General features: G+C 57.1%; 19 protein-coding genes and 1 riboswitch. All 19 genes read right to left on the bottom strand.

Annotated features, from left to right (window positions below; genetic code table 11):
• Positions 1–111: 111 nt before the first annotated feature.
• The 19 genes from ACXAG1_RS06545 to ACXAG1_RS06455 all read right to left on the bottom strand — a co-directional run bounded on the left by ACXAG1_RS06545 (position 112) and on the right by ACXAG1_RS06455 (position 20,115).
• Positions 112–996 carry a hypothetical protein gene (locus ACXAG1_RS06545; RefSeq protein ID WP_475119283.1) on the bottom strand — a complete coding sequence of 295 codons (885 nt, stop codon included), beginning with the start codon at positions 994–996 and terminating at the stop codon, positions 112–114.
• Entirely contained in the window at positions 996–2,237 is a 1,242-nt protein-coding gene (locus ACXAG1_RS06540; RefSeq protein ID WP_475119282.1) for a hypothetical protein, read from the bottom strand. Before ACXAG1_RS06540 ends, ACXAG1_RS06545 begins: the two co-directional genes overlap by 1 nt.
• Positions 2,238–2,414: 177 nt before the next feature.
• A complete protein-coding gene (locus tag ACXAG1_RS06535) occupies positions 2,415–3,794 on the bottom strand; it encodes a TonB family protein (protein WP_475092057.1) in 1,380 nt (459 codons plus the stop codon).
• Between the two features lie 9 nt (positions 3,795–3,803).
• Positions 3,804–4,379, bottom strand: a complete 576-nt coding sequence (locus ACXAG1_RS06530; protein ID WP_475092056.1) for an ExbD/TolR family protein — start codon at positions 4,377–4,379, stop codon at positions 3,804–3,806.
• Positions 4,376–4,975: an ExbD/TolR family protein gene (locus ACXAG1_RS06525; protein ID WP_475119281.1), complete on the bottom strand. Its 600-nt coding sequence runs from the start codon at positions 4,973–4,975 to the stop codon at positions 4,376–4,378. Before ACXAG1_RS06525 ends, ACXAG1_RS06530 begins: the two co-directional genes overlap by 4 nt.
• A complete protein-coding gene (locus ACXAG1_RS06520; protein ID WP_475119280.1) occupies positions 4,975–5,754 on the bottom strand; it encodes a MotA/TolQ/ExbB proton channel family protein in 780 nt (259 codons plus the stop codon). Before ACXAG1_RS06520 ends, ACXAG1_RS06525 begins: the two co-directional genes overlap by 1 nt.
• Positions 5,755–5,868: 114 nt before the next feature.
• Positions 5,869–6,168: a hypothetical protein gene (locus tag ACXAG1_RS06515; RefSeq protein WP_475119279.1), complete on the bottom strand. Its 300-nt coding sequence runs from the start codon at positions 6,166–6,168 to the stop codon at positions 5,869–5,871.
• Positions 6,168–6,764: a tetratricopeptide repeat protein gene (locus ACXAG1_RS06510; RefSeq protein ID WP_475092052.1), complete on the bottom strand. Its 597-nt coding sequence runs from the start codon at positions 6,762–6,764 to the stop codon at positions 6,168–6,170. The genes ACXAG1_RS06515 and ACXAG1_RS06510 overlap by 1 nt, the downstream gene beginning before the upstream one ends.
• A complete protein-coding gene (locus ACXAG1_RS06505; RefSeq protein ID WP_475119278.1) occupies positions 6,764–10,018 on the bottom strand; it encodes a tetratricopeptide repeat protein in 3,255 nt (1,084 codons plus the stop codon). The genes ACXAG1_RS06510 and ACXAG1_RS06505 overlap by 1 nt, the downstream gene beginning before the upstream one ends.
• Positions 10,011–12,065, bottom strand: a complete 2,055-nt coding sequence (locus ACXAG1_RS06500; protein WP_475119277.1) for a tetratricopeptide repeat protein — start codon at positions 12,063–12,065, stop codon at positions 10,011–10,013. Before ACXAG1_RS06500 ends, ACXAG1_RS06505 begins: the two co-directional genes overlap by 8 nt.
• 2 nt (positions 12,066–12,067) lie before the next feature.
• Positions 12,068–12,577, bottom strand: coding sequence for a hypothetical protein (locus ACXAG1_RS06495; RefSeq protein ID WP_475119276.1), 510 nt, complete (start codon positions 12,575–12,577; stop codon positions 12,068–12,070).
• Between the two features lie 415 nt (positions 12,578–12,992).
• On the bottom strand, positions 12,993–13,472 hold the full coding sequence (locus ACXAG1_RS06490) for a molybdenum cofactor biosynthesis protein MoaE (protein WP_475119275.1): 480 nt from the start codon (positions 13,470–13,472) through the stop codon (positions 12,993–12,995).
• A gap of 2 nt (positions 13,473–13,474) precedes the next feature.
• The gene (gene moaD / locus ACXAG1_RS06485) at positions 13,475–13,723 is read right to left on the bottom strand and encodes a molybdopterin converting factor subunit 1 (protein ID WP_475119274.1); all 249 of its coding nucleotides are present in this window, start codon (positions 13,721–13,723) and stop codon (positions 13,475–13,477) included.
• A complete protein-coding gene (gene moaC, locus ACXAG1_RS06480; RefSeq protein ID WP_475119273.1) occupies positions 13,720–14,214 on the bottom strand; it encodes a cyclic pyranopterin monophosphate synthase MoaC in 495 nt (164 codons plus the stop codon). Before moaC ends, moaD begins: the two co-directional genes overlap by 4 nt.
• Before the next feature lie 30 nt (positions 14,215–14,244).
• Complete coding sequence (gene moaB, locus ACXAG1_RS06475) at positions 14,245–14,760, bottom strand: molybdenum cofactor biosynthesis protein B (RefSeq protein ID WP_475119272.1); 516 nt, start codon at positions 14,758–14,760, stop codon at positions 14,245–14,247.
• Positions 14,761–14,981: 221 nt separating this feature from the next.
• A complete protein-coding gene (gene moaA / locus ACXAG1_RS06470; RefSeq protein WP_475119271.1) occupies positions 14,982–15,965 on the bottom strand; it encodes a GTP 3',8-cyclase MoaA in 984 nt (327 codons plus the stop codon).
• Positions 15,950–16,088, bottom strand: a riboswitch (molybdenum cofactor riboswitch). (Overlaps the previous gene by 16 nt.)
• Before the next feature lie 78 nt (positions 16,089–16,166).
• Positions 16,167–16,898 carry a GntR family transcriptional regulator gene (locus tag ACXAG1_RS06465; RefSeq protein WP_475119270.1) on the bottom strand — a complete coding sequence of 244 codons (732 nt, stop codon included), beginning with the start codon at positions 16,896–16,898 and terminating at the stop codon, positions 16,167–16,169.
• Between the two features lie 390 nt (positions 16,899–17,288).
• Positions 17,289–18,767: a pyruvate kinase gene (pyk, locus tag ACXAG1_RS06460; protein WP_475119269.1), complete on the bottom strand. Its 1,479-nt coding sequence runs from the start codon at positions 18,765–18,767 to the stop codon at positions 17,289–17,291.
• Positions 18,768–18,801: 34 nt separating this feature from the next.
• Entirely contained in the window at positions 18,802–20,115 is a 1,314-nt protein-coding gene (locus tag ACXAG1_RS06455; RefSeq protein ID WP_475119268.1) for a glycerate kinase type-2 family protein, read from the bottom strand.
• Positions 20,116–20,452 lie beyond the last annotated feature (337 nt).

Below are 20,452 nucleotides of genomic sequence, written 5' to 3'. Positions count from 1 at the left end.
AGTTGAGGTAGATTCTTAAGTGTTCACAGTGCGCTGATCATGAATAGATCGATTGGGAAATATGCGCATTGGCGCGGCTGCCTCACACAACTATAATTGCACTAAATTTGATCAATCCGTTTTGTAGCGGCCTTGCTGGTATTCCAGCATGGTCAGCCCGTCTTTGTCGACATCAGCCGGCCAATTAAAGGGCTTGCATTCGGGGGATACGGAATACTCGCCCTTGCATGCGGATTTTGCCTGATCAATCTCAGCCTGGAATTCCGGAGAAGGCTCCAGACGAATGCTGGCTATGATGTTGTTTATTAGGTCGAGCATTGGCTGGGGGCTAATTTTTGCATCTACAACCTCCTTTTTACCTACACAACTACGGCTGTAGTCAAACTCTAATACGGCTAATCGATCTCGCGAAACCGGGAAGAACAATAAACGGCTATGCATCAAGCTGTTAAGATTCTCAACTACATCCAACTGTACTGCTGGCACTTCCAAGCTGCGCATGGGTTGCCAGTCAACAGGTGCCTTATAGTAAGGTGAGCTCGTTTGCTGGCCATGGACTGCATGCCCGTAACGAGCTGTCAGATAGCCCAATACGGCTGCCTCCAATGCCGGCGGATACAGAAAATTCAATTTCGAGCTATCAGATGCAGTACCAATAACTCTTACCGAAAACCCTACATCACCCATGTAGCCGGTAAACCAAGGTCCATAAAAGCCCCAACGCCGCCAGCAAACGCTTACTTTTCGCCAACTGTCACTGGGAACTAGCGAATCTCCTATAGAGGTTAGGTGACCAAGACTATAGCTTTTCTGGACCCGATACTCCTCTACCGGAAAGCGTCTGGCCGGGGCATGGCGTGGCGCACGAAATTCAAGCGTGCAATGAGGAAGGTGCACACGCTCAATTTTTGCTCGATCAAACGAGGGGCCATGAGCCACACATTGCCCTTCATACTCTCTCAACTCTAGCGACGAATATTTAATAATATCCAGCATCAGAATTTACTCGCTATTTCATTGTACTTCCGAGGCGCCCAGGCCTTTAATGCTTGTTGACCAAGCTTGCCTGCCGTACCAGCAACGCCAACAGCTGCACCCAAAGCCGCTAAGAAGGTGCCGGCAGCGGGAGCGCTTACTGCAAGGCCCGCCAATCCAGCGGCACCAGCCACAAAGCCTGCAGCCTTGTGTACAGTAACACCTGCGCACACTGTATCAGTTGCTCGATGAAGCAAGGTATAACTGCCTTTTTCTTTTAACCGGCGCTCTTTAGCTAATCGGAGATTGTCGCGATTTCCAATATAGTCTAGTGCGTTGGAATCCTTAATGTCGCGATCCAATTCCAGCCCCTGAACTTGGTGCATCGCCTTCAAGGCTTCGTTTGGAGACGTACTCGGTCGATACATAAAGGCAGTGTGCCCATTGAGCCTCACCTTCCTATCCGCGAGAATTTTAAATGCCTGAGTCAGAACACCGGAGCCACCAAACTCAGAAATCCAACGTACATCTTGAACGTCCCTCGCCATATACATACTACGTGCGAGCAGCAGAGCTGACTCGTGTAGACGTTCATTATCCAGCGGATTTATAGCGCGGTTATATCTTATAACGCCACCAATGGGCTTGTTTCCGGGGGTGAAATGGAGATCGAAGCCACCACCGGGACCACCAAACTTGATCGACCGAGCACCCCCTGAAACATTAGCCACCCGACCACTGCCTGAAAGAGCACCCGCGGTAGATCGCACCGCCTCCTCTGGGAGTGAGTATCCTGTATCGCAAACAGCAACAACGCGCTGAGGACGCTTGTCAACCTCACCGTTATCGCGGTATCTCGTTATCCAGCGGCCCTCATTGAACTTCGCGTCATATAACCCCGGCGCCTGCCCATCCTTTATCAATTCCCCATAACTCAAATCCGCTTGAAAATGCAGCAGTTTATAGCTGTCATTCTCGAGCTTCTCCGCCGTGACCCGGCACCCCGGAAGAATAATGACGAACTCTTCGGTACCGCCACGATGGATACAGCCAGGTTTGACGAAGATGTTTTTCTGGCTGAGGCGGCCAGCGGCCAATTGCTTGACACCATTGACACTCATCTGAGCCCAGTAATTGCCTTTATTGGCAAGTGAGACCAGCGAGTTCCAAATGGGCTCGGCTTGAGGTGTGATGGTGATGCGTTTACCGAAATCGCCTCCGGCGATCAGCTTATCCGCACTGACGGGGTGGTAATTGAACATCCGACTGAGTCCCCGTGATTCCATGTTTTTCTACGCACCAGTCATTGGTGCAATCACGAAATACTACGTGGGTTCAGACTGTATTCCTATAAAACAAACGTACCATTTAAGCGCTTCTCTACGCACCAAATGCTCCTTTCCAAAGTTCCGGAAAGGAGCATTTCGGTACGCCGACGACTACGCCGCCGGCAGGAAGTCGATCGGGTACAGGATGGTGATGGTCGGCACACCTTCCTTGGGTCCGAAGTTGAAGCGTTTCACCCGCGCAACAATTTTGCTATCCAGGGTGGGCGAGTCCATATCACTGTTCTCAACAGAGGCAAGCGACACGGTACCGTCCGGTTCGATGGTGATTTTCAGCACCATTTTGCCCTGCAACGCGGGGTTGTTACGCAGCTCGCGATTGTAGATCCGGTAAAGCGCCGACTTGTAACGGTCGAAGACAATCTGGATCTCTTCGTCGGTACGAGACGGCCCTACACCTTCGCTGAGCGGGCGCTCTTCGCCGGCAAAGTCACCTTCGGTACCAATACCACTGGATACCCGCGAGAAGCTGACACCGTCCAGCGCCGTTCCCACACCACCGGCATCACGGCTGAGGGCCGAGGTATTAATACCATCGGAGCCTGCTTTCGCCGCCGAAGTGATAAGTGAACGCTGACTGCGGCTTTCCTGCTTGCCGGCAGTGCTGAGTTGCGTCTGCTTACCGAGCCGGTTGTCCAGATCGTCCTCGATAAGATCCTGGAAGTTATCCTTGAAGGCCAGCAGGCCTGCGCGCTCGACTTTCTTGCGCACCTGCTTTTTCTCCACATTCGACGGCTTGGGCTCTTCCTTCGCCACCTCCTGCTTGGGCTTCTCAGGCTCTTTCTTTTTCTCTTCCGGCTTTTTCACCACCTGCTCAGGCGGCTTGGGCTTGGGCTTTTTCTTTTCCAGTACCAGTTTGGCCAGACGCTCAGGTACTTCTACCACCTCGTTTTCATCGGGCTCCGGCAGCTGCCAGATATGTACGCCGAAACCGAGGAAGCAGGCCAACAGCAAACACGCGAGCAGGCTGATACGGAAGCGACGCTCGTCCTCGCCACTGGTATTCCAAGGCATGGTGCCATCGCGGAAGGCGGACTGCTCCAGCTCCCTGGTGACTTCATACTCGTAATGGACGTCCTCTTCGGCCTGGCGAATTTCGCGGAACTCGGCATCCAGGTCAAACAGGTCGTCACGGCAGTCTTCAATCTGATCCTGCAGCTTTTGCTTGCGCTCATGCAGCAGGTTCATGTTGGCGTGATAGATACTGACGGTTTTCTGCAGGCGATGGATCAGCGCCTTGGAAGCGTCCTGCTTGTAGTGCTCTGCCCAGAACAGATCACCGGCACCAGCCTCCTCCAGTTTGCCAAGACGATCTGAAATCTCATCCAGCAACTGGTGCTTGGCTTCATCCCGATGCAGCGTGTCCAGTTTGCCATCAACCTGGTCGCACTCCGCCTGAAGCGCCTCCAGCTGCTGGCGAACCGCTTCCTGCTTTGCGGTCAGTGCCTGTTTTTGTTGATGAAAATTATTCACAAACGCTCACTAACTCTGAGATGCTTTTTGAATGACCGCCAGGGAAATTCGCGTGTATCCGGCGTTGGTACAGCTGGACATTACTTTTTTCAGGATATTGAACGGCACAGTGCGGTCCGCAAGGATATTCACCTCCGGGGGTTCCGCCAGCAGTTCCGCCGCTTCGGCTGTAACGTCTTCTCCGGCAGCGGCGCGCTCGGCCAGTGCGGCTTTCGCCTCCTCCAGCTCGCTGTCCGCCATGGTCATGGCCTTACCGACTTCGGCAATCATCGCCTGCTGAATGGCCTCGATCACCAGCTCTTCACTCTGGAACAGCTGGTCTGTGGTCATCACCGGTTTGGCTTCAATCAAAACCTCGTCGTGGGTCACCATCAGGGTAACCGTCTCCCGCGGTTTTGACTCCACTACCGAGTCCGGCAGGGTGATTACCTTGGGTGCCTCAATGGCTTCATTGCTGGAACTGTTGGTCAGCAGGAAGAACACCAGGATGGTAAACACGTCCATCAGCGAGGTCAGGTTCATTCCTGGTGTTTTGCGCTTGTGGCTTCGCCCCATGCGCTTCATGCGTCTACTTTCACGTTTCACGGCGCATCTCCCAGGGAAATATCGGGGAAGAGTTCCATCTTTTCAGGCGATGCCTCGGGGTCTGGCGCGCTGCCATCTTCCGGTACGGGCATAACCTCGGCACTGCGTACCGTATCCATCACTCCCACAAGGTGCTCATAGGCCACATCCGGCTCCATCAGCAGTGTGGAATCGGTTTTATCCGGGTAGGTTTCCTTGATCCGCAGCAGGTACTCCCGCAGCTGGGCAAGGTCGTAAACCTCTTCCGTAGGCAGAATGATCGGCAAGCCATTTTCGTCCACCGGGATTTGCAGCTCTCCCTCCGCGGCGACCGCTTCTGCCCCACCTTCCGGCTGGTTCAGATTCGGGAATCGCGCGATGACTTTTTCACCATCGCTGATTTCCAAAACCTGCTTGCGCACCACGACTTCGAGGGTCACGCCAGGGTCTTCCGAGGCGCCGCCGGCACCGGTCGGCATATTCAATTCGAGAATGGTTACCCGTGAAAACACCGCAGAAACCAGCAGGAAAGGTACCAGCACCACCATCAAGTTCAGGAAGGCGGTGATGTCCAGTTCCGGCGCTTCTTTGGCTCTACTGTGACGCCTGCTTCTCATTACGCAGATTCCGGTTTGGCGCTGTTATCGGATGCCACTTCAGCTTCGGCCTCGGATTCCTCTGCCTGTTGCGCCTGCTTGGTCTGCTCGATATCGCGATTGACCGGCTTGTCTGCGGGAGCCTCTTTGGCCGCATCACTGCGACGGCGCGTGCCGGAGGACATGATGTTGAGTGCCTTGACCGACACCATTTCCAGACTGTCGACGATCTGGCCGGTGAGCGAGTTCAGCAGTGCGTGCACGATCAGCAACGCAATACCGACCATCAGACCGAAGGCGGTGGTGTTCATCGCAACGGAGATACTGGCCGACAGCAGGTCTGCCTTCTCCGCCGGGTTGGCATTGGCCACCGCGGTAAAGGCTTCGATCAGACCCATAATGGTACCGAGCAGACCCAACAGGGTGGCGATGTTGGAGCCAAGCGCAACATAAGGCGTGCGCTTTTCCAACTGCGGAATGGTCTCCATGATGCTCTCTTCCATGGCGATCTCGATATCTTCACGGCGGCGGACTGCGCCCTGACGCTCGAGACCCATGGCCAGCAGGCGACCCACACCGGTGTTATCGTCTTTGACCAGGTTACGGGCGCGATCAAAGTCACCGGTTTTGAGTACCGGCTGAAGCTTCTCCCAGGCGGCACGGTTGGTGTGACGCTCGTAAATGAGGCGAATATAGCGCTCAATGGCTACCGCGGCGCCGAGCGCGAATACCACCAGAATGGGATACATGAATGCACCACCAGTCTGAAAAAACGCGATTACGCTGTTAAAGAAATCCATCACTTATCCTCTTGGTTTTCTTTCTCGGGTCCGCGGACACTTCCGCTTTGCCTGGTTTCGACCGCTAACGGTCTCTGTTGAATTAAAAGTAAAAAAGTTTTGTTTAAGGAGTAACTATTCTTCCGGAAGACTGAGCTCGTAAAACTCAAGCTCCCGCGAGAAAACTTCTTTGTCCAGTGGCTGCAGGCGAGGGTCCAGAAGGCTGGAGTTGAGCCCGCTTTCCACGCCGACTTCGGAGCTTTTCCAGGGGACGATATACAGGGACTTGGGCGCTTCCTCATTACCGATAATGGAGATACCGGAGAGCTCCTTCACCTCGGTATCGACCTTTTTCTCACCCTCTTCCTGCGCTTGCACACCCAGGGAGCCGAGCAAAAGACAAATGGCCAATAGTGATTTCTGTATGGAATCCATCAGTTGGCTCTCCGCTTGAGATCGGTTATCCAGATAGCGACTTTGGCATCCTCGGGTTGATATTTCAGGTACTGCTCGAATTGTGCGAGTGCACAATTCACATCCTGGAGATAGAGGTCGCAGAGAATGCCGAGATTCTTCATCAACGGCAGGCTTTCCGGGTGCGCCTGCAAGGCATTACTGTAGGTTGTCTTTGCTTCATCAAAACGGCCCTGGTGGCGATAAAGCACACCGAGCTCGCTGCTCGCAATCGGGTCCAGTGGCGCTGCGCGCAGGGCCTCCAGAAAGGATTCCTCCGCGTGCTTTTCGTCACCGGTCTTGAAATAGGCAATCCCAAGGTTTACATAGGGCGCGGAGAGACGCTGCTCACGCTCGACCACTGACTGCAGTAGCTCGATGGCTTCCCCGTAGCGCTCCCCCTGCAGATATTCCACCGCCTGGGTGAAATCGCGGTTCACTGCCCCGGACACTTTGACATTCATCGGGTCTACCGGGCGGCTGGAAGTTTGCGGACCACTGGCACAGGCACCGAGCATCAGCATTCCAATACACAGCACCGCCTGACCGACCCGGCGTATTTTGATGACGGCATTCATCAGCCCTGCCCCTCTTCAGCGGTATTTTCGGCAATAATGGTGGACTCAGGAGTATTCTGCTCCACCGGCTCCGAAGGATCCCCCGATTCCTCGCCCACATTTTCAGCAGGCTCTTCCGCAACCTCAGGCACCGGAACAATGGTCATTACGATATTGCCAGCGTCTTCCGGGCGCTCGTAGCGTGCAGGTACCAGCCCGGCAAGCTGACCGATACTTTTCGCTACCCAATTGTTGTAGATACCCGCAGCCATCAGGTCGATATTTTTTTCGTGGACGGAAATAGCGCGCTCTTCGAACGGGTAAATCTGTTCTTCCAGAGCCAGCTCATATTCTTCCAGCTCCAGCGCACTGAGATTGGTCGGGCGCTCTGAGTCCTTCAGGGCACGGCTGAAATGCAGGTAGATCTCGCCCAGATAGTAGGTGGCCGCTGCGGTCACATCTGCCACCTGATAGTCAATCAGATCGCTGAAGGCGGCGGTGGCCGCTTTCATGCGGGTGCGCTTGGTGTTCAGGTTGCGCTCAAGTGGCGCCACCAGGGCAACCTCTGCAAAAGACGTAAACTTGGGCTCCGCCAGCTTCAGTGCAGCGTTACCACCCAGATAGCGCGTGCGATCATTACGTTCATCACCACCACGCAGTTCAATACGGACTATGTCATCAAGCGTATTGAAGTAGGCTTTCTGGTTGCCGGCATTGAGATAGATGTCGGCAATTTTCTGGCGAGTTTCCAGTGCCGGCTCCATGGGGCGCGGGAAAAGCTTGACGTAGCGATTGAGTGCCGCCAGCGCCTTGTCATAGCTCTTGGCTGCGCTGTACAGGTCTGCCGCCTGGGTCAGAGCCTCGCGACGTACATCTTCATCGTCAGATTCCCGTTCGATCCGCTCAAACTCCGCGGCCGCCAACAGCAATTGACCGCTCTCCTGGTAAACCACCGCCAGTTTCTTGGTGACTTCCTTCTGCAGTTCGTGCTCCGGGTGATTACTGCGGAATGCTTTCAGCACGTCGGCGGCACGGGCCCAGTTTTCGAGCTGAATCAGTGAGGCCGCCGCGTCATACTCGGCGGTTGCGAGAATGGTCGCGCCCGGGGCGGCATTGCGAATGCGCAGGAAGTGCTCGGCGGCCGCCAGGTGATCTTCGGCCTTGCGGGCCTGATCACCCTGCTGATAAATGGCACCGGCCAGATTATCCACCAGGGCCGGGCGATCCTTGGCATCGCCTGCGGTCAGGTTCAGCGCTGCGCGGTAACCCGCCTCTGCGTCCACATAGAGTTCCGTATCAAACGAAGCGTGGGCAACCAGGAGCCAGGCAGAACGCTGAATCTGCTGGTCCGCCGCGGGGAATTTCTCCAGCAACAGGCGGCCGTTCTGAATGGCTTCCGGGAAGCTCTTCAGCTTGTACAGATCGTCCACCGCGCCCAGCAAAATCTGCGGTGCCTTGGCGTGCTGCGGGAAAGTCTCTGCAAAGGCCAGCGACGAGCGAATAATTTCCTTCTGCACAGCGACTTTATCCGCGCTGCTACCCCTGCCCAGATCGTTTGCCAGGTGTTCACGGTAGGCGAACACAGCGGCATAGCCCGCCTCACTGGCATTTTCGTTTACGTCGTGATTTGGGTAATGGTAGGCGGTACGCTCATACTCCCGTGCAGCATTGAGGAAGTCCTTGTTCTCCAGCATCAGGCCAGCGAGCTGGTAGTTGATTTCCGGCGCCTTGGGCTTGTCGGCGAACGACGAGAGGTAGCGACGGTACCAGTGGATCGCTTCCACATAGTTTTCACCGCGCTTTTTGGCGAACTCTTTGTCTTTCGGCTTAACATTCTGGTAAGCCGCATGGTAGTGACTCGCCAGATCAATCAGGTTCGTTTGCAGAAACTCCACCACGGTGGCGTATTCGGCAATTTCAAACACGGTCCAGTATTCGGCATCCAGCGCATAGGTGTTGGCGAAGGCTTTCTTGGCCTCCAGCACCAGCCGGGGGAAACCACCCTTCTGATAGATTTCAATTACGCGAATGGAAAAGTCCGGAGCCACTTTGTGCAGCGGGTTGCGCTCCACAAACGTGTCGTATGACTTGGCAGCATCCTGGTAGCGTCGTTTGTCGAGGTAGTATTCACCCAGGTGGCTGTAAACGTAGGACTCGTAGCCTCGCGGACCTTTGTTGGTGAAGTAATCCACAATAGAGTCGGCGCCACCGAGATAGGAGAAACTCAAGCTGACAACGCGGAAGGTATCCTCAACGTGCTTGCGTTCCGTCTCGTTGGTCTGCTGCTCAAAGTCGTAGCCCTGCTCAACCTTGTAGTCCAGCATGCGGACGAAATCGTCCAGCGCCATTTCGTACATATCCTGCTTGAACAGCGCCCAGCCGCGTTTGTACAGGGCCAGCTCATAGAAACTGGAGACTTCCCCCATGGTAATCACACGACCGTAGGATTCTTCCGCATCAAGGAATTTCTTACGAGTGAAATAGTATTCACCAAGGCGGAAGTAGGCTTCGTCCAGGTGACGGGAAGCCGGGTATTTTGCGACGAGCTGGCGCAGAACGCCGACTGCCTCGTCCACCTCGCCGGTCTCCTCGTAGGCACGGGACAGCTGGTACATGACCTGATCGTTGCGCTCATACTGCGGATACTGCACCAGCAGTTTTTTGTAGAGCGCAATGGCCTCTCGGGCATTGGCGGCGAGCAGCGCATCCGCGTCGTCACCAGGCACGGCTGCTTCCGTGTCACTCGCGACTCCACTGAGATCCACCGCACCACTGGCACGGGCTTCGAAGTCGTTCTGGCTTTCACCGCTACTACCAGCAACACTACCGAGGGTGACATCGGACGCCTGAGTCGCAGACCGGACACCCGCTACCTGCGGCGCATCCAGCGCGCCCATCGCTGCGCTGGTCTTTTTACTCGCAGTTAAATTGGCCGACGCAATTTCCTCGGCCGACAAGATGCGAGTCTCGGTGCTGTTCGGCAGAATGCCCTCTTCCGCGCGGTGCGCCTGCTTGATTTTCAGATCCGCAATACGGCGAATCGCTTCCGGCGTCAGCGCGGTTTCCGGGGTTTCCTGCAGGTATTTCTGGTAACTGGCGAGGGCTTTTTCCAGGCTGCCATCGATATGGGTTTCCTGAATCTCGATATCCACACGCTGCAGGCTGCCGATCGTCTTGCCACTGTGACTGGCACAGGCGCTGAGCAACAGGGCCGCAGACGCCGCGGTGGCCAGGCCAAGGTTATTAAATACTATGGCGAAGCGAGTCTTATTCATTACCCGAGGCCTCCGCATCCGCTGCCGGCGCTTCCAGCTCGGGAGGGTTTTCCGTGGGCAGTGGCTCGGGTTGTGCACTCGGTGCAGCCTGCTTCATCTGCTCCACCTGCCGCTGATACTCCTCAACCTTGCGCGCATCTGAACGGCGCTCCTGCAATTCATTGGCCCGGTCGTAACTATCGGCCAGCGCAAAACGCGCTTTAATCTGGTAGCTCTCCAGCTGTGCGCGACGCTCGTCCAGCTCACTGATGGCCAGCTGCTCGAGCATGCGCCCCTGACGCAACATCAGCTGATCGATTCGCTCCTGAGCCCGATTCAGGCCAGCGCGCAGGCTGACGATCTGATCGGTATAGCCCTCATAGCTATGGGTCGCAGCCTGGCGGGTACGCACATAACGCTGGTAGCTGTCCTGCAGGGTGGCGATGACCTCATCCAGTTCCTGCAGGTTTTTGTAAGCCTTGGTGAGACGATCATCAAACTCGCGGGACAGGCGAAACTTCAGCACACCCTCAAGGCGCGCAACGCGATCCTCAGTCTCTTCACTCTTCAGGCTGGGGTTGTATTCGAGAATGTCGCGAATCTGCTGCAGAATCAGACGAGATTCTGTTTCGCCGCTTTTGGCCAGAAGTTCCGGACGACGGTTCACCAGCAGGTTTTCGATCCGATTGGCGAGATGCTGACGCTGCTCCAGCCGCATTTTGATACGCGCATCCACCTGACGGAACTGAACGTCCAATCCAGGAAGAATCGGTTCGTAGTAGCTTCGGCGCAGTGCGATGATCTCATCGAAGGCATCGAGGCTTTGCAGCCAGTCTTTGTTGCGCTCGAGCAGGTCGTTCAGGTCCTGGTAATTGCGCAGGAATTCCTGATAGTCGTTAGAGGCCATCAGGTCGAGCAGGTAATGGGTTTCCGGCGCATCCGGCAGTTTGCGCAACTCTACCACCCAGTTTTTCACCTGACTGGCTTCTTTTCGGCGCAGCGCTTCCAGCAGCTTGCCTTCGCGGATGCTGTTGATGGACTGACTGAGTACATCCACCTGGTTACCAAACAGGTCCAGTGCCTGACCGTAGTTCACCGCCGCGGTGCTATGCACTTCCAGCTTGCCGTAGGCATAGGGCACCGCGAGCATGGCCTCCTGCACCGCCGCATCGGTGGATTTTCGCTGCTTCAGCAACTGCCAGGGCACCAGCGCACGGTCGTAACGGCCGGCATTGGCCTCCACCCAGCCCGCCCCCAATAGCGCCTGATTGGAGAAGGGCCCACTCAGCTGCACACGGTCAAAGTAGGTACGGGCACGCTGGTACTCTTCCGCTTCCATTAACTGGAAACCGAGCAGCAGGTTGGTCTTGTCCTGCAATGCGCGCATGGCATCGCCGCTGCCCGCACCGCGGCCGAGCCCGTCCAACTCCAGCACACCCCGCTCGGTCTCTCCGGACTTCAGCAGAGCGATCCCGAGGTTGTACTCGACGAACCCCGCCAGAGATTTTTCGCCCTTGAGATCTTTTAGCAGCACCACCGCTTCTTCAAAGCGGCCCAATTGCATGTACACGCGGGCGCGCAGGAACTGCTCATCTGCACGCACACGCTCCGGCACGCGCCCCTCGATCAACTCAAGCGCATGCAGAGCATTGGCAAACTGCTGCTTGTGATAGTGGATTTTCGCCAGGCGGTAGGCCGCCTCATTCTTGATTGGCTGGGGCACATCGCCCTGCAGCACCTGTTCCATGGCACGACCGGCTTCCCGGTGCATGCGATAGGAGAGCTCGAGATCCCCTACGGCAAACTCCGCCTGGCCAAAATGCATGAAAAAAGGGTCGAGCTCCGGGTCGTCGAGCAAGCGAAACTGCTGAAGCTCGGTGTCCAATCCGGTGATCGCGTCGAAATAATTATCCTGGTGCGCATTGAATAACGCTTCGCCAAAGAACAGATCGCGAAGGTTATTGGTATGCAGTGCCGTGGGGTCTTCGGGCGCTTTGGCCTGCACAGACGCGGCGCACAGCACAGTCAGCGCTGCGCCGGCAACCGCGCGGGCCAGACGGGAGTTCATGCTTACCAGTCCTTGAAGTTGATAGCGGACTGGTTGCCGGCGATCTGGATCTCAACAAACTTGGGACCCACTGCTTTTTCCACGCTGTAGCTGGCGGTTGCGCGGTATTCCTTGCCGGACTTGGACCTTCCGAAATAGGTGACTTCCAGGGGGTGGGTACCGGTCTGCACGTTGGCAGTATGGATACGTTGCACACCACCGAGCTGCAGGGCTTCAATTTCGCGGTAGGTATACAGGTGGTGAGCAACGATCTGGTTATCGAGCTTCACCTCGACGGACTCAAGGCTGAATTCGGTACTGTTAGGCAGCGAGACAAACAGAGCCACCTGGGTATTGGAGGGGAACAGCAGCTTCTCTTCCAGACGATTGAGTTCGGAGGTGAGGCTGATCACATCCTTTTTTACGTCCTGAATCTGCTCGTCCAGCCCGCGAATTTCTTCGCGACTGACTTCCTGAGCATTGGTCATCACCGCCAGCATGAGCAAAACGGTAGCCAACAGAATTCTGCACATATCCCTTATACCTCGAAACTAACTCTGGGAACGCTACCCAGGAAGCCCTGCCCTGATATCCGGGCTCATTTTTATTGGTCGCAATCTCTCGACCGATTTTGTCCGACTAACGTCGAATACGAGTACTTAGCGAGGCGATTGTATTGCAACCGGCGGGGGGGGATATGTGAGGCGCTTCAAAACTCGCGCAGAGAGTTAGAGAAGAATTTTTTCTTAAAATTCAAAGGACAAGAGAAAAAAGCTCGATTATGTGACAGGTTTCACGGGTATCTTTGACGGGCCTTGCGTGAGTGCTGTCACACTTTTCACGGAATCAGCGGAACCAGGTCAAACTTTAAGCAGAATAAAAAACACCCAGACAGCTATCTCGGTGGATATACCGATAGCAAGCGCTCACTATGTGCTTATTCAGGCATCACCACTTTTTTAGTGCGTCTTCATCACTGGACCTGGCATCTACCCAGCAGCCTTTTTCTGTTCCGCCCCCGAATTCCTTTTTCCAGAAAGGAGCACGGCTTTTCAGGAAATCCATAATAAAGGCACAGGCATCCAGTGAGGCCTGGCGGTGGGCGGAGGTAGCGCCTACAAACACGATTTCTTCACCAGCGTTCAATGGACCGTAGCGGTGGATAATTCGCACCCGCCCGAGTGGCCAGCGTTTGGCAGCCTGGCGGGCGATGTCGGTAAGTGCTGACTCCGCCATGCCGGGGTAGTGCTCCAACTCCAGTACGGCGACGGATTTGTGCTCACCGGATTCATCGGGCGTGAAGTCCCTGACGTTGCCGACAAACATGGCAGTGGCGCCGTCGGAGTAATTTTCACTGCGCAGCAGATTGTACTCGGCACCCGGGTCGAAACCTTCTGCCTGCACGGAGATGGAGATTTCCAGCGGCATCTTCAGCCTCCGGTGACCGGTGGGAAGAAGGCGACTTCATCGCCGTCTTTGATGGCAGCATCCATGGTCGACAGCTGCTGATTGAGAGCAACCTGTAACTGGTCGCTGCCGAGGGCGCTCTGCCAGATTGCGCCCTGCTCGGCCAGCTTGCTGCGCAGCTCACTCACGTCGCTGATGCCTGTCGGATCGACTTCCATTACATCGCGCTCCAGCTGTTCGCGCAGGCTGGCGAAGAACAATACCCTGATCACGATTTTTCCCCTGCGCTCTGTTCAGGTGTCCAGTGGCCGCGCTTGCCGCCGACTTTTTCCTGAAGCTTGGTGGGGCCGATGACCATGGCCGGGTCTACGGCTTTGCACATATCGTAAATAGTCAGTGCGGCGACGCTTGCTGCGGTGAGCGCTTCCATTTCTACGCCGGTGCGGCCGGCGAGACGGCAGTAGGCTTGAATGTTGACGCTTTGGTTGGCTTCATCCAGCTCAAAATCTACCTGCACTTTGGTCAGCGCCAGCGGGTGGCACAGAGGTATCAGGTCGGCGGTTTTCTTGGCGGCCTGGATGCCGGCAATGCGCGCGGTGGCGAGCACATCGCCTTTTTTGTTGTTGCCGGCTTTCAGCTGTTCGAAGGCTTCCGCAGACATGGCGACGGCGGATTCGGCGCGGGCGGAGCGGTCGGTGATGTCCTTGTCGGTGACATCGACCATGCTGGCTTCGCCCTTTTGGTTCAGGTGTGTGAGGGTCATGGTGTTCTTACTTGGGCAGCATTGAGCGAATTATTTAGTTAGATAGCCTACGAAATTGCAGGGCATGTGGGTTGCAGTTAATTGTTCGCGCAGCAGTTTGGTCCAGCCGGTTTTGCAGGCGCCGGTGGACCCTGGGAGGCAGGCGACCAATGTGCGGTTGGCGATGCCGGCGAGTGCGCGGGACTGGATAGTGGAGGAGCCGATTTCCTCATAGCTGATGGAGCGGAACATTTCGCCGAAGCCGTCGATGTGTTTGTCGAGCAGAGGGGCGAGAGCTTCGGGGGTGGAGTCACGACCTGCGAAGCCGGTGCCGCCGGTGGAGATGATGACCTGGATTTCCGGGTCGGCGATCCATTCGCTAACTTTGGCGCGCAGCAAGTATTTATCGTCGATCACGATGGCCTTGTCGGCGAGGTTGTGGCCGTCTTCTTTCAGTGCTTCTACGAGGTATTTACCGGAGGTGTCGTTTTCTTCGGTTCTTGTATCTGAAACCGTCAGAATGGCGATGTTGAGTTTTTGATCTGGGTTTGTTGGGGCGTGGCTCATTGGTTTTTTGCTCCGTAGCCTTTTTCTTGTGCTCTGTTCTTGGTTGTGTGGCGCTGGAGCGGTAGGGGACAGGTTTTCAGGACCGCTGTGTATACATCCCTGTACGCTGCGTCGGCGACGTCCCTGTCGCCGACGCTCCTGAAAACCTGCCCCCTATCACTCCAGCTTAAATTCAAATTGCTGTACTTCGTAAGCGAATTCTGTCTGAGGTCGCTTCGTATTCACCCACCGATAATCGAAAGATTCTGAGTTCCGCCGGTATTCCCCTGCTGCAGATAGTGACTGACTTCTTTGTTGCCGATCAGTGCCCGCACTTTTTCGGCCAGTGCGACGGCGTCGCCTGTACGGATGACTTCGCGCAGATCGAGGCCGGCATCAGAAAACAGGCACAGGTGCAGTTTGCCCTGGGCGGAGACGCGCAGGCGATTGCAGCTGTTGCAGAAGTCTTTGCTGTAGGGAGTGATAAGGCCGATGCGGCCTGTGTAGTCGGGGTGGACGTATTCGCGGGCGGGGCCGGCGTCTATGGCTCTGGGGAGGAGTTGCCAGCCGGTTTCGATCAGCTGCTGTTCGATGTCGCTGCCACGCAGGTGGTTGCTGGCGAAGTAGTCGCGGTTGTCGCCGGTCTGCATGAGTTCGATAAAGCGCAGGGTAACCGGTGTGGTTTTTAACCAGGTCAGGAATTGCTGCAGGCGGGCCTGGGCACCATCGGAGAGCAGGACGGCGTTGACTTTGGTTTGAATGCCCAATTCCAGTGCGCGGTCGATGCCGGTGCGGATTTTGGGCAGGCAGTCGTGGCCGGTGATGCGGGCGAATTCGGCATTGTCGAGGCTGTCGATGCTGATATTGAGCTGGTCGAGGCCACTGTGGTGCCAGCTGTCGATAACACTGGGGAGTTTGTAGCCATTGCTGGTGACGGCGACGCGCTGGATGCCGGGGGTGGTGCTGGCGGCCTGGATAAGTTCGGGCAGGTCTTTGCGCAGGGACGGCTCGCCGCCGCTCAGGCGCACTTTTCTGGTGCCTAGCATGGCAAAGGCGCGCATGACGGTGCTGGCCTCGGCGACACTGAGGTCCGGGGCTTTTGGGGTGGCCTGGTAGCCGTCTGGCAGGCAGTAGTCGCAACGGAAGTTGCAGACATCTGTCACCGACAGGCGCAGGTAGTAGAAACGACGGCCGTGGCCGTCCTCCAGGATTTTGCTCTGTTTCATCACCTTTCCAAATGCGGGAGGCCGCTCGGTTTCCCTTACGACCCTGGCGGGCGGTATTACTGCCCGCGGCCAATGGCGCTTATCTGTGACTTAGCGCCAGAGGCTTCGGTGGTTTCATAATTTGGACACCTTTGAAAATCGTAGCGAGCGGGTGGCTGGTGGTGGCCGCCGGACGCCGCCAGGGGCACGCGCAGTAGATTTTCAGAGGTGTCCTCCTCTCTGTCCAAGAATTGCCATCAGATCAATACTGGAATCCCTTGTGCTGAGGTCCATCAAATTTTCCAGACGGTTCAGGTGCGCGACGATGGCGTCGCGGGCTCCCTCTCCATCGCCGGACTGCAGGCTTTCCAGCAGCCGGGTGTGGTCGCCTTTCAGGTAGCAGGAGGCGAGTCCGTCCCGCTTGTACAGCGCAATCACGATGGAGGTGCGCAGCACCAGATCCGTGAGGAAGTTGCCCAGTACCCGGTTACTCGACAGGTCCGCCAGCATGTGGTGGATTGCCAGTGAGTGCTCGATCCGCGCCGGTTCATCGCCCGCCTGATGGGCTTCGATTTCTGCCTGGACCAGCTTTTCCAGTGTCTTGAGCTGGGCGGGTTTCATGTTACCCGCCAGCAGTGCGCAGACTTCGCCTTCCACCAGCCGGCGGGCAGCAAAGGTTTCCCGGGTTTCCTCGATAGACGGTGCACGGACCCGGGCGACCTGGTTGGGCGCCTGGGTAATCACGTGGTCTGCATCCAGGCGGGTCAGAGCCTTGCGGATAACCGAGCGGCTGACGCCAAAGATCTCACCCAGGGTGAGTTCCGGCAGCCGGGTATTTGGCGGCAGGCGCTGGGTCAGCACGGCCTTGCGAATCTTGTCCACAATCTGCTGGTCGGTCACCCGGCCACCGGCCTTGATCTCCGCCAGCACCTCCTGTTGCCAGGATTTGCTCATCTTGCACTACTTCCTGCTGGAGGCTCCCTCGCACTGGACTCCGTCATCAGAAGTCATGCAATTTGGCAGCCAATTTATTCAAGGGGGCCTCTGGTTAAGTCCGCGATGCCTCAGGCTTTCAGAGCGGTTCACAATCAAGGCGTGACTTCGCAGGAATGTATGGACCTTTCAAGAAGTCACAACGCAGAGTGTGGATCGCTCTGAAAGCCCCGAAGGGCGAGACCTGAAGGCAGCATCTGCTGCGTTGCAGCTCTTGTAAAGGACCGGGCCATTCACTGCGAGCTGCGCCTAACAGCTGCTACCTTCAGGTCACGCTGAGGCATTGCGGACTTAACCAGAGTCCCCCTAGTGTTGCCAGCCAGTGTATACGATCCGCCGCAGCGAATGTAATCAATCCGCGACTTCGAGGATCTTGAGGGTATTGGTCCCGCCGTGGGACTGCATCAGGTCCCCACGGATCAGAATCACCTGCTCGCCAACTTTGACGATACCTCTTTCCTTCAGTGTCGCCAGGGCGCGCTCATTCAGTTCCCTATCCCCCTCCCCTTCACCGGGTTCAAACAGCACCGAGATCACCCCGCGATACAGCGCCATGCGCCGCTGGGCGATGGGATCGTGGGCCAGGCCGACGATGGGCAGGCCGGAGCGGATGCGCGAGGCGATCAGCGGGGTGTAACCGGTCTGGGTCATGCAGGCGATGGCGGTAACACCGGCCAGATGGTTGGCGGCGTACATGGCAGACAGCGAGATGGTCTCGTCGATGCGGCTGAAATCCTGGTGCATGCGGTGGCCGGACTCCTGGGCAGAGCGCTCGCGCTCGGCGCCGAGGCACAATCGGGTCATGGCCTCCACCGCTTCCACCGGGAAATCCCCGGCGGCGGTTTCCGCCGACAGCATGACCGCATCTGTGCCATCGAGTACCGCGTTGGCCACGTCGAACACTTCAGCGCGGGTGGGCAGTGGCGCGGTAATCATGGTTTCCAGCATCTGGGTGGCGGTGATCACCGCGCGGTTCAGTTGGCGGGCGCGCAGGATCATGCGCTTCTGCACACCGATCAGCGCGGCATCGCCGATCTCCACACCCAGGTCACCGCGGGCCACCATTACCGCTTCCGAGGCGCGGATAATATCGTCGAGGGTTTCCTCGTCCGCCACCGCTTCGGCGCGTTCTACCTTGGCCACGAGGCCAATATGCTTGCCGGCGTCCCCCAGCAGTGCGCGCGCTTCTTTCATATCCTCGGCGCTACGGGGGAAGGAGACAGCGAGATAATCCACGCCGATATCGATGGCGGTTTTCAGGTCGGCCTTGTCTTTGTCGGTCAGTGCCGCCGCAGACAGTCCGCCGCCCTGCTTGTTGATGCCTTTGTTGTTGGACAGCTTGCCGCCCACAACGACGGTGGTGTGCACTTCACCATCACTGACGCTGTTGACTTCCAGCACCACGCGGCCGTCGTCCAGCAACAGCACGTCGCCGGCGGATACATCCCGGATCAGATCCTTGTAGTCACAGCCGACCCGTTTCTCGTCGCCCTCGTTGGTATCGAGTGACATATCCAGCACGAAAGGCTGGCCTTCCTGCAGGTTGACTGCGTTATCTTTGAAGCGGGCGATACGGATTTTGGGGCCCTGCAGGTCACCGAGAGCGGCGACGGTTTTGCCGAGGCGATCGGCAATTTCTCGCACCTGCTGCAGGCGGCGGCGGTGATCGTCGGGCGTGCCGTGGGAGAAATTCAGCCGCACCACGTCCACGCCGGCCTTGAGCATTTTTTCCAGCACGCCGTCTTTGTCGCTGGCGGGGCCGAGTGTGGCGACAATTTTGGTACGGCGGGTGGGGTTGGCCGTGCGTTGGTTGGCGGGTTTCTGGCTCATCGGGACCTCTAATCTCTCAACTTTTCTCGTTTTATCAGCTCTTCGCCGGCGGCAAAATCAGGATCGCGCGGAAATCATTGACGTTGGTGCGCGTGGGGCCGGTGACAATCAAATTTTCCAGCTCGGCAAAGAAACTATAGGCGTCGTTGTTGGCCAGGTACTCCCGGGGGCGCAATCCCTGCGCCTGCATCTTCGCCCAGTCGTCCGGCGCGCAGAATGCACCGGCGTTGTCTTCCGAGCCATCGATGCCGTCGGTGTCGATGGCGAGACCGAAAATGCCATTGGCGCCGCCAAGGGCGGTGAACAGTCCCAGTAAATATTCCACATTGCGCCCGCCGCGGCCATTACCGGTGACGGTGACGCTGGTTTCTCCGCCGGAAAGTATCAGCAGTGGGTGGCTGATTCCTTTCTGCGCGGCGAGGGCCATCAGGGCGTGTTCGCGGCCCAGTTCGCGCGCCTCCCCTTCCAGGTTGTCACCGAGTACGCGTACGTCGACGCCGGCGGAGATGGCGGCATCGCTGGCGGCATTGAGAGCATCGCTGGCTTTGGCGAGTACGCGGGCGGTGTCGCGGTTGAATGCTTTGTCGCCGAGCCTGGGGGCCTTTTTGTCACTTTGCAGGTGCGCGCGCACGTCATCTTCGATTTCGATGTTGTAGCGCTGCAGGATCTCGAGGGCGTCGGCCGGTGTGGAGCTGTCTGGCAGTGTGGGGCCGGAGGCGATGAGGGTTGGGTCGTCTCCAGGGACATCGGAGATCAGGTAGGTGACGACCCGCGCGGGGTGTGCGGCGGCGGCGAGGCGGCCGCCTTTGATGGCGGACAGGTGGCGGCGCACGGTGTTGATTTCGCGAATGGGGGCGCCACTGCGCAACAGGGCTTTGTTGATGGCCTGTTTCTGTTCGAGTTTCAGTCCCGGCGCTGGCAGTGTCATGAGTGCGGAGCCGCCGCCGGAGATGAGAGCGATGACGAGGTCGTTTTTGCCGAGGTCTTTGACGGCGGCGAGCATGCGTTTGGCGGCGACTTCTCCCATGTTGTCGGGCATGGGGTGGGAGGCTTCGAGGACTTCGATTTTTTTGCAGTTGGCGCCGTGCTCGTATCGTGTGACGACGAGGCCTTCGATTTCGGAGCGCATGTATTTTTTGGCCCAGGCTTTTTCGAGGGCGGAGGCCATGGCGGCGGCGGCTTTGCCGGCGCCGATGACGATGGTGCGGCCGATGGGTGGTTCGGGGAGCCGCGAGGGCAATAAGGTGTCGGGGTGTACGGAGGCGATGGCGATTTCAGACAGGTCCCGCAGCCAGGCGGTGTAATCCGCGGGGCGGTTGAGGGTCGGAAGTTCGGGCAGTTTGTTCATCGACAGTGACCTCGTAATTGTTATTTCCCATGCGCTCGATCAGGGCCCTTCCGTTCTTTTTGGGTCCTGTGGCGGTCGAGCACCGGGTAAAAGGTTTCAGGACCGCTGTGAACCCATCCCTGGGCGCTGCGGCGCAAACATCCTGTTTGCGACGCTCCTGAAACCTTTTACCCGGTACTCGACCTTCAATTCTTACATCTTAACTACGTAAGCTGATTGGCAACTTCCATTGTAGTTTCAGATTACTACACGGAAGCATCCAAGCCGGATAAGGGAAACGTGTCCGACAGCTTGACTCACGGAGAAGAGCCTTGCTGGGGGAGTCCGTGGACACGTC

It is taken from the genome of Microbulbifer sp. ABE4_465 (genome assembly GCF_056160765.1).
This window is presented reverse-complemented; position numbering and strand designations above follow the sequence as displayed.

What these genes read in the sequence shown, in the direction of transcription:
- moaB (WP_475119272.1), bottom strand. Translation starts at nt 14,760, where the DNA reads ATGAGCCACGCCCCAACAAACCCAGATCAAAAACTCAACATCGCCATT.
- ACXAG1_RS06515 (WP_475119279.1), bottom strand. Translation starts at nt 6,168, where the DNA reads ATGGATTCCATACAGAAATCACTATTGGCCATTTGTCTTTTGCTCGGC.
- ACXAG1_RS06510 (WP_475092052.1), bottom strand. Translation starts at nt 6,764, where the DNA reads ATGAATGCCGTCATCAAAATACGCCGGGTCGGTCAGGCGGTGCTGTGT.
- ACXAG1_RS06490 (WP_475119275.1), bottom strand. Translation starts at nt 13,472, where the DNA reads ATGCCGCTGGAAATCTCCATCTCCGTGCAGGCAGAAGGTTTCGACCCG.
- ACXAG1_RS06505 (WP_475119278.1), bottom strand. Translation starts at nt 10,018, where the DNA reads ATGAATAAGACTCGCTTCGCCATAGTATTTAATAACCTTGGCCTGGCC.
- moaA (WP_475119271.1), bottom strand. Translation starts at nt 15,965, where the DNA reads ATGAAACAGAGCAAAATCCTGGAGGACGGCCACGGCCGTCGTTTCTAC.
- moaC (WP_475119273.1), bottom strand. Translation starts at nt 14,214, where the DNA reads ATGACCCTCACACACCTGAACCAAAAGGGCGAAGCCAGCATGGTCGAT.
- ACXAG1_RS06465 (WP_475119270.1), bottom strand. Translation starts at nt 16,898, where the DNA reads ATGAGCAAATCCTGGCAACAGGAGGTGCTGGCGGAGATCAAGGCCGGT.
- ACXAG1_RS06540 (WP_475119282.1), bottom strand. Translation starts at nt 2,237, where the DNA reads ATGTTCAATTACCACCCCGTCAGTGCGGATAAGCTGATCGCCGGAGGC.
- ACXAG1_RS06455 (WP_475119268.1), bottom strand. Translation starts at nt 20,115, where the DNA reads ATGAACAAACTGCCCGAACTTCCGACCCTCAACCGCCCCGCGGATTAC.
- pyk (WP_475119269.1), bottom strand. Translation starts at nt 18,767, where the DNA reads ATGAGCCAGAAACCCGCCAACCAACGCACGGCCAACCCCACCCGCCGT.
- ACXAG1_RS06520 (WP_475119280.1), bottom strand. Translation starts at nt 5,754, where the DNA reads ATGGATTTCTTTAACAGCGTAATCGCGTTTTTTCAGACTGGTGGTGCA.
- ACXAG1_RS06500 (WP_475119277.1), bottom strand. Translation starts at nt 12,065, where the DNA reads ATGAACTCCCGTCTGGCCCGCGCGGTTGCCGGCGCAGCGCTGACTGTG.
- ACXAG1_RS06495 (WP_475119276.1), bottom strand. Translation starts at nt 12,577, where the DNA reads ATGTGCAGAATTCTGTTGGCTACCGTTTTGCTCATGCTGGCGGTGATG.
- ACXAG1_RS06525 (WP_475119281.1), bottom strand. Translation starts at nt 4,975, where the DNA reads ATGAGAAGCAGGCGTCACAGTAGAGCCAAAGAAGCGCCGGAACTGGAC.
- ACXAG1_RS06545 (WP_475119283.1), bottom strand. Translation starts at nt 996, where the DNA reads ATGCTGGATATTATTAAATATTCGTCGCTAGAGTTGAGAGAGTATGAA.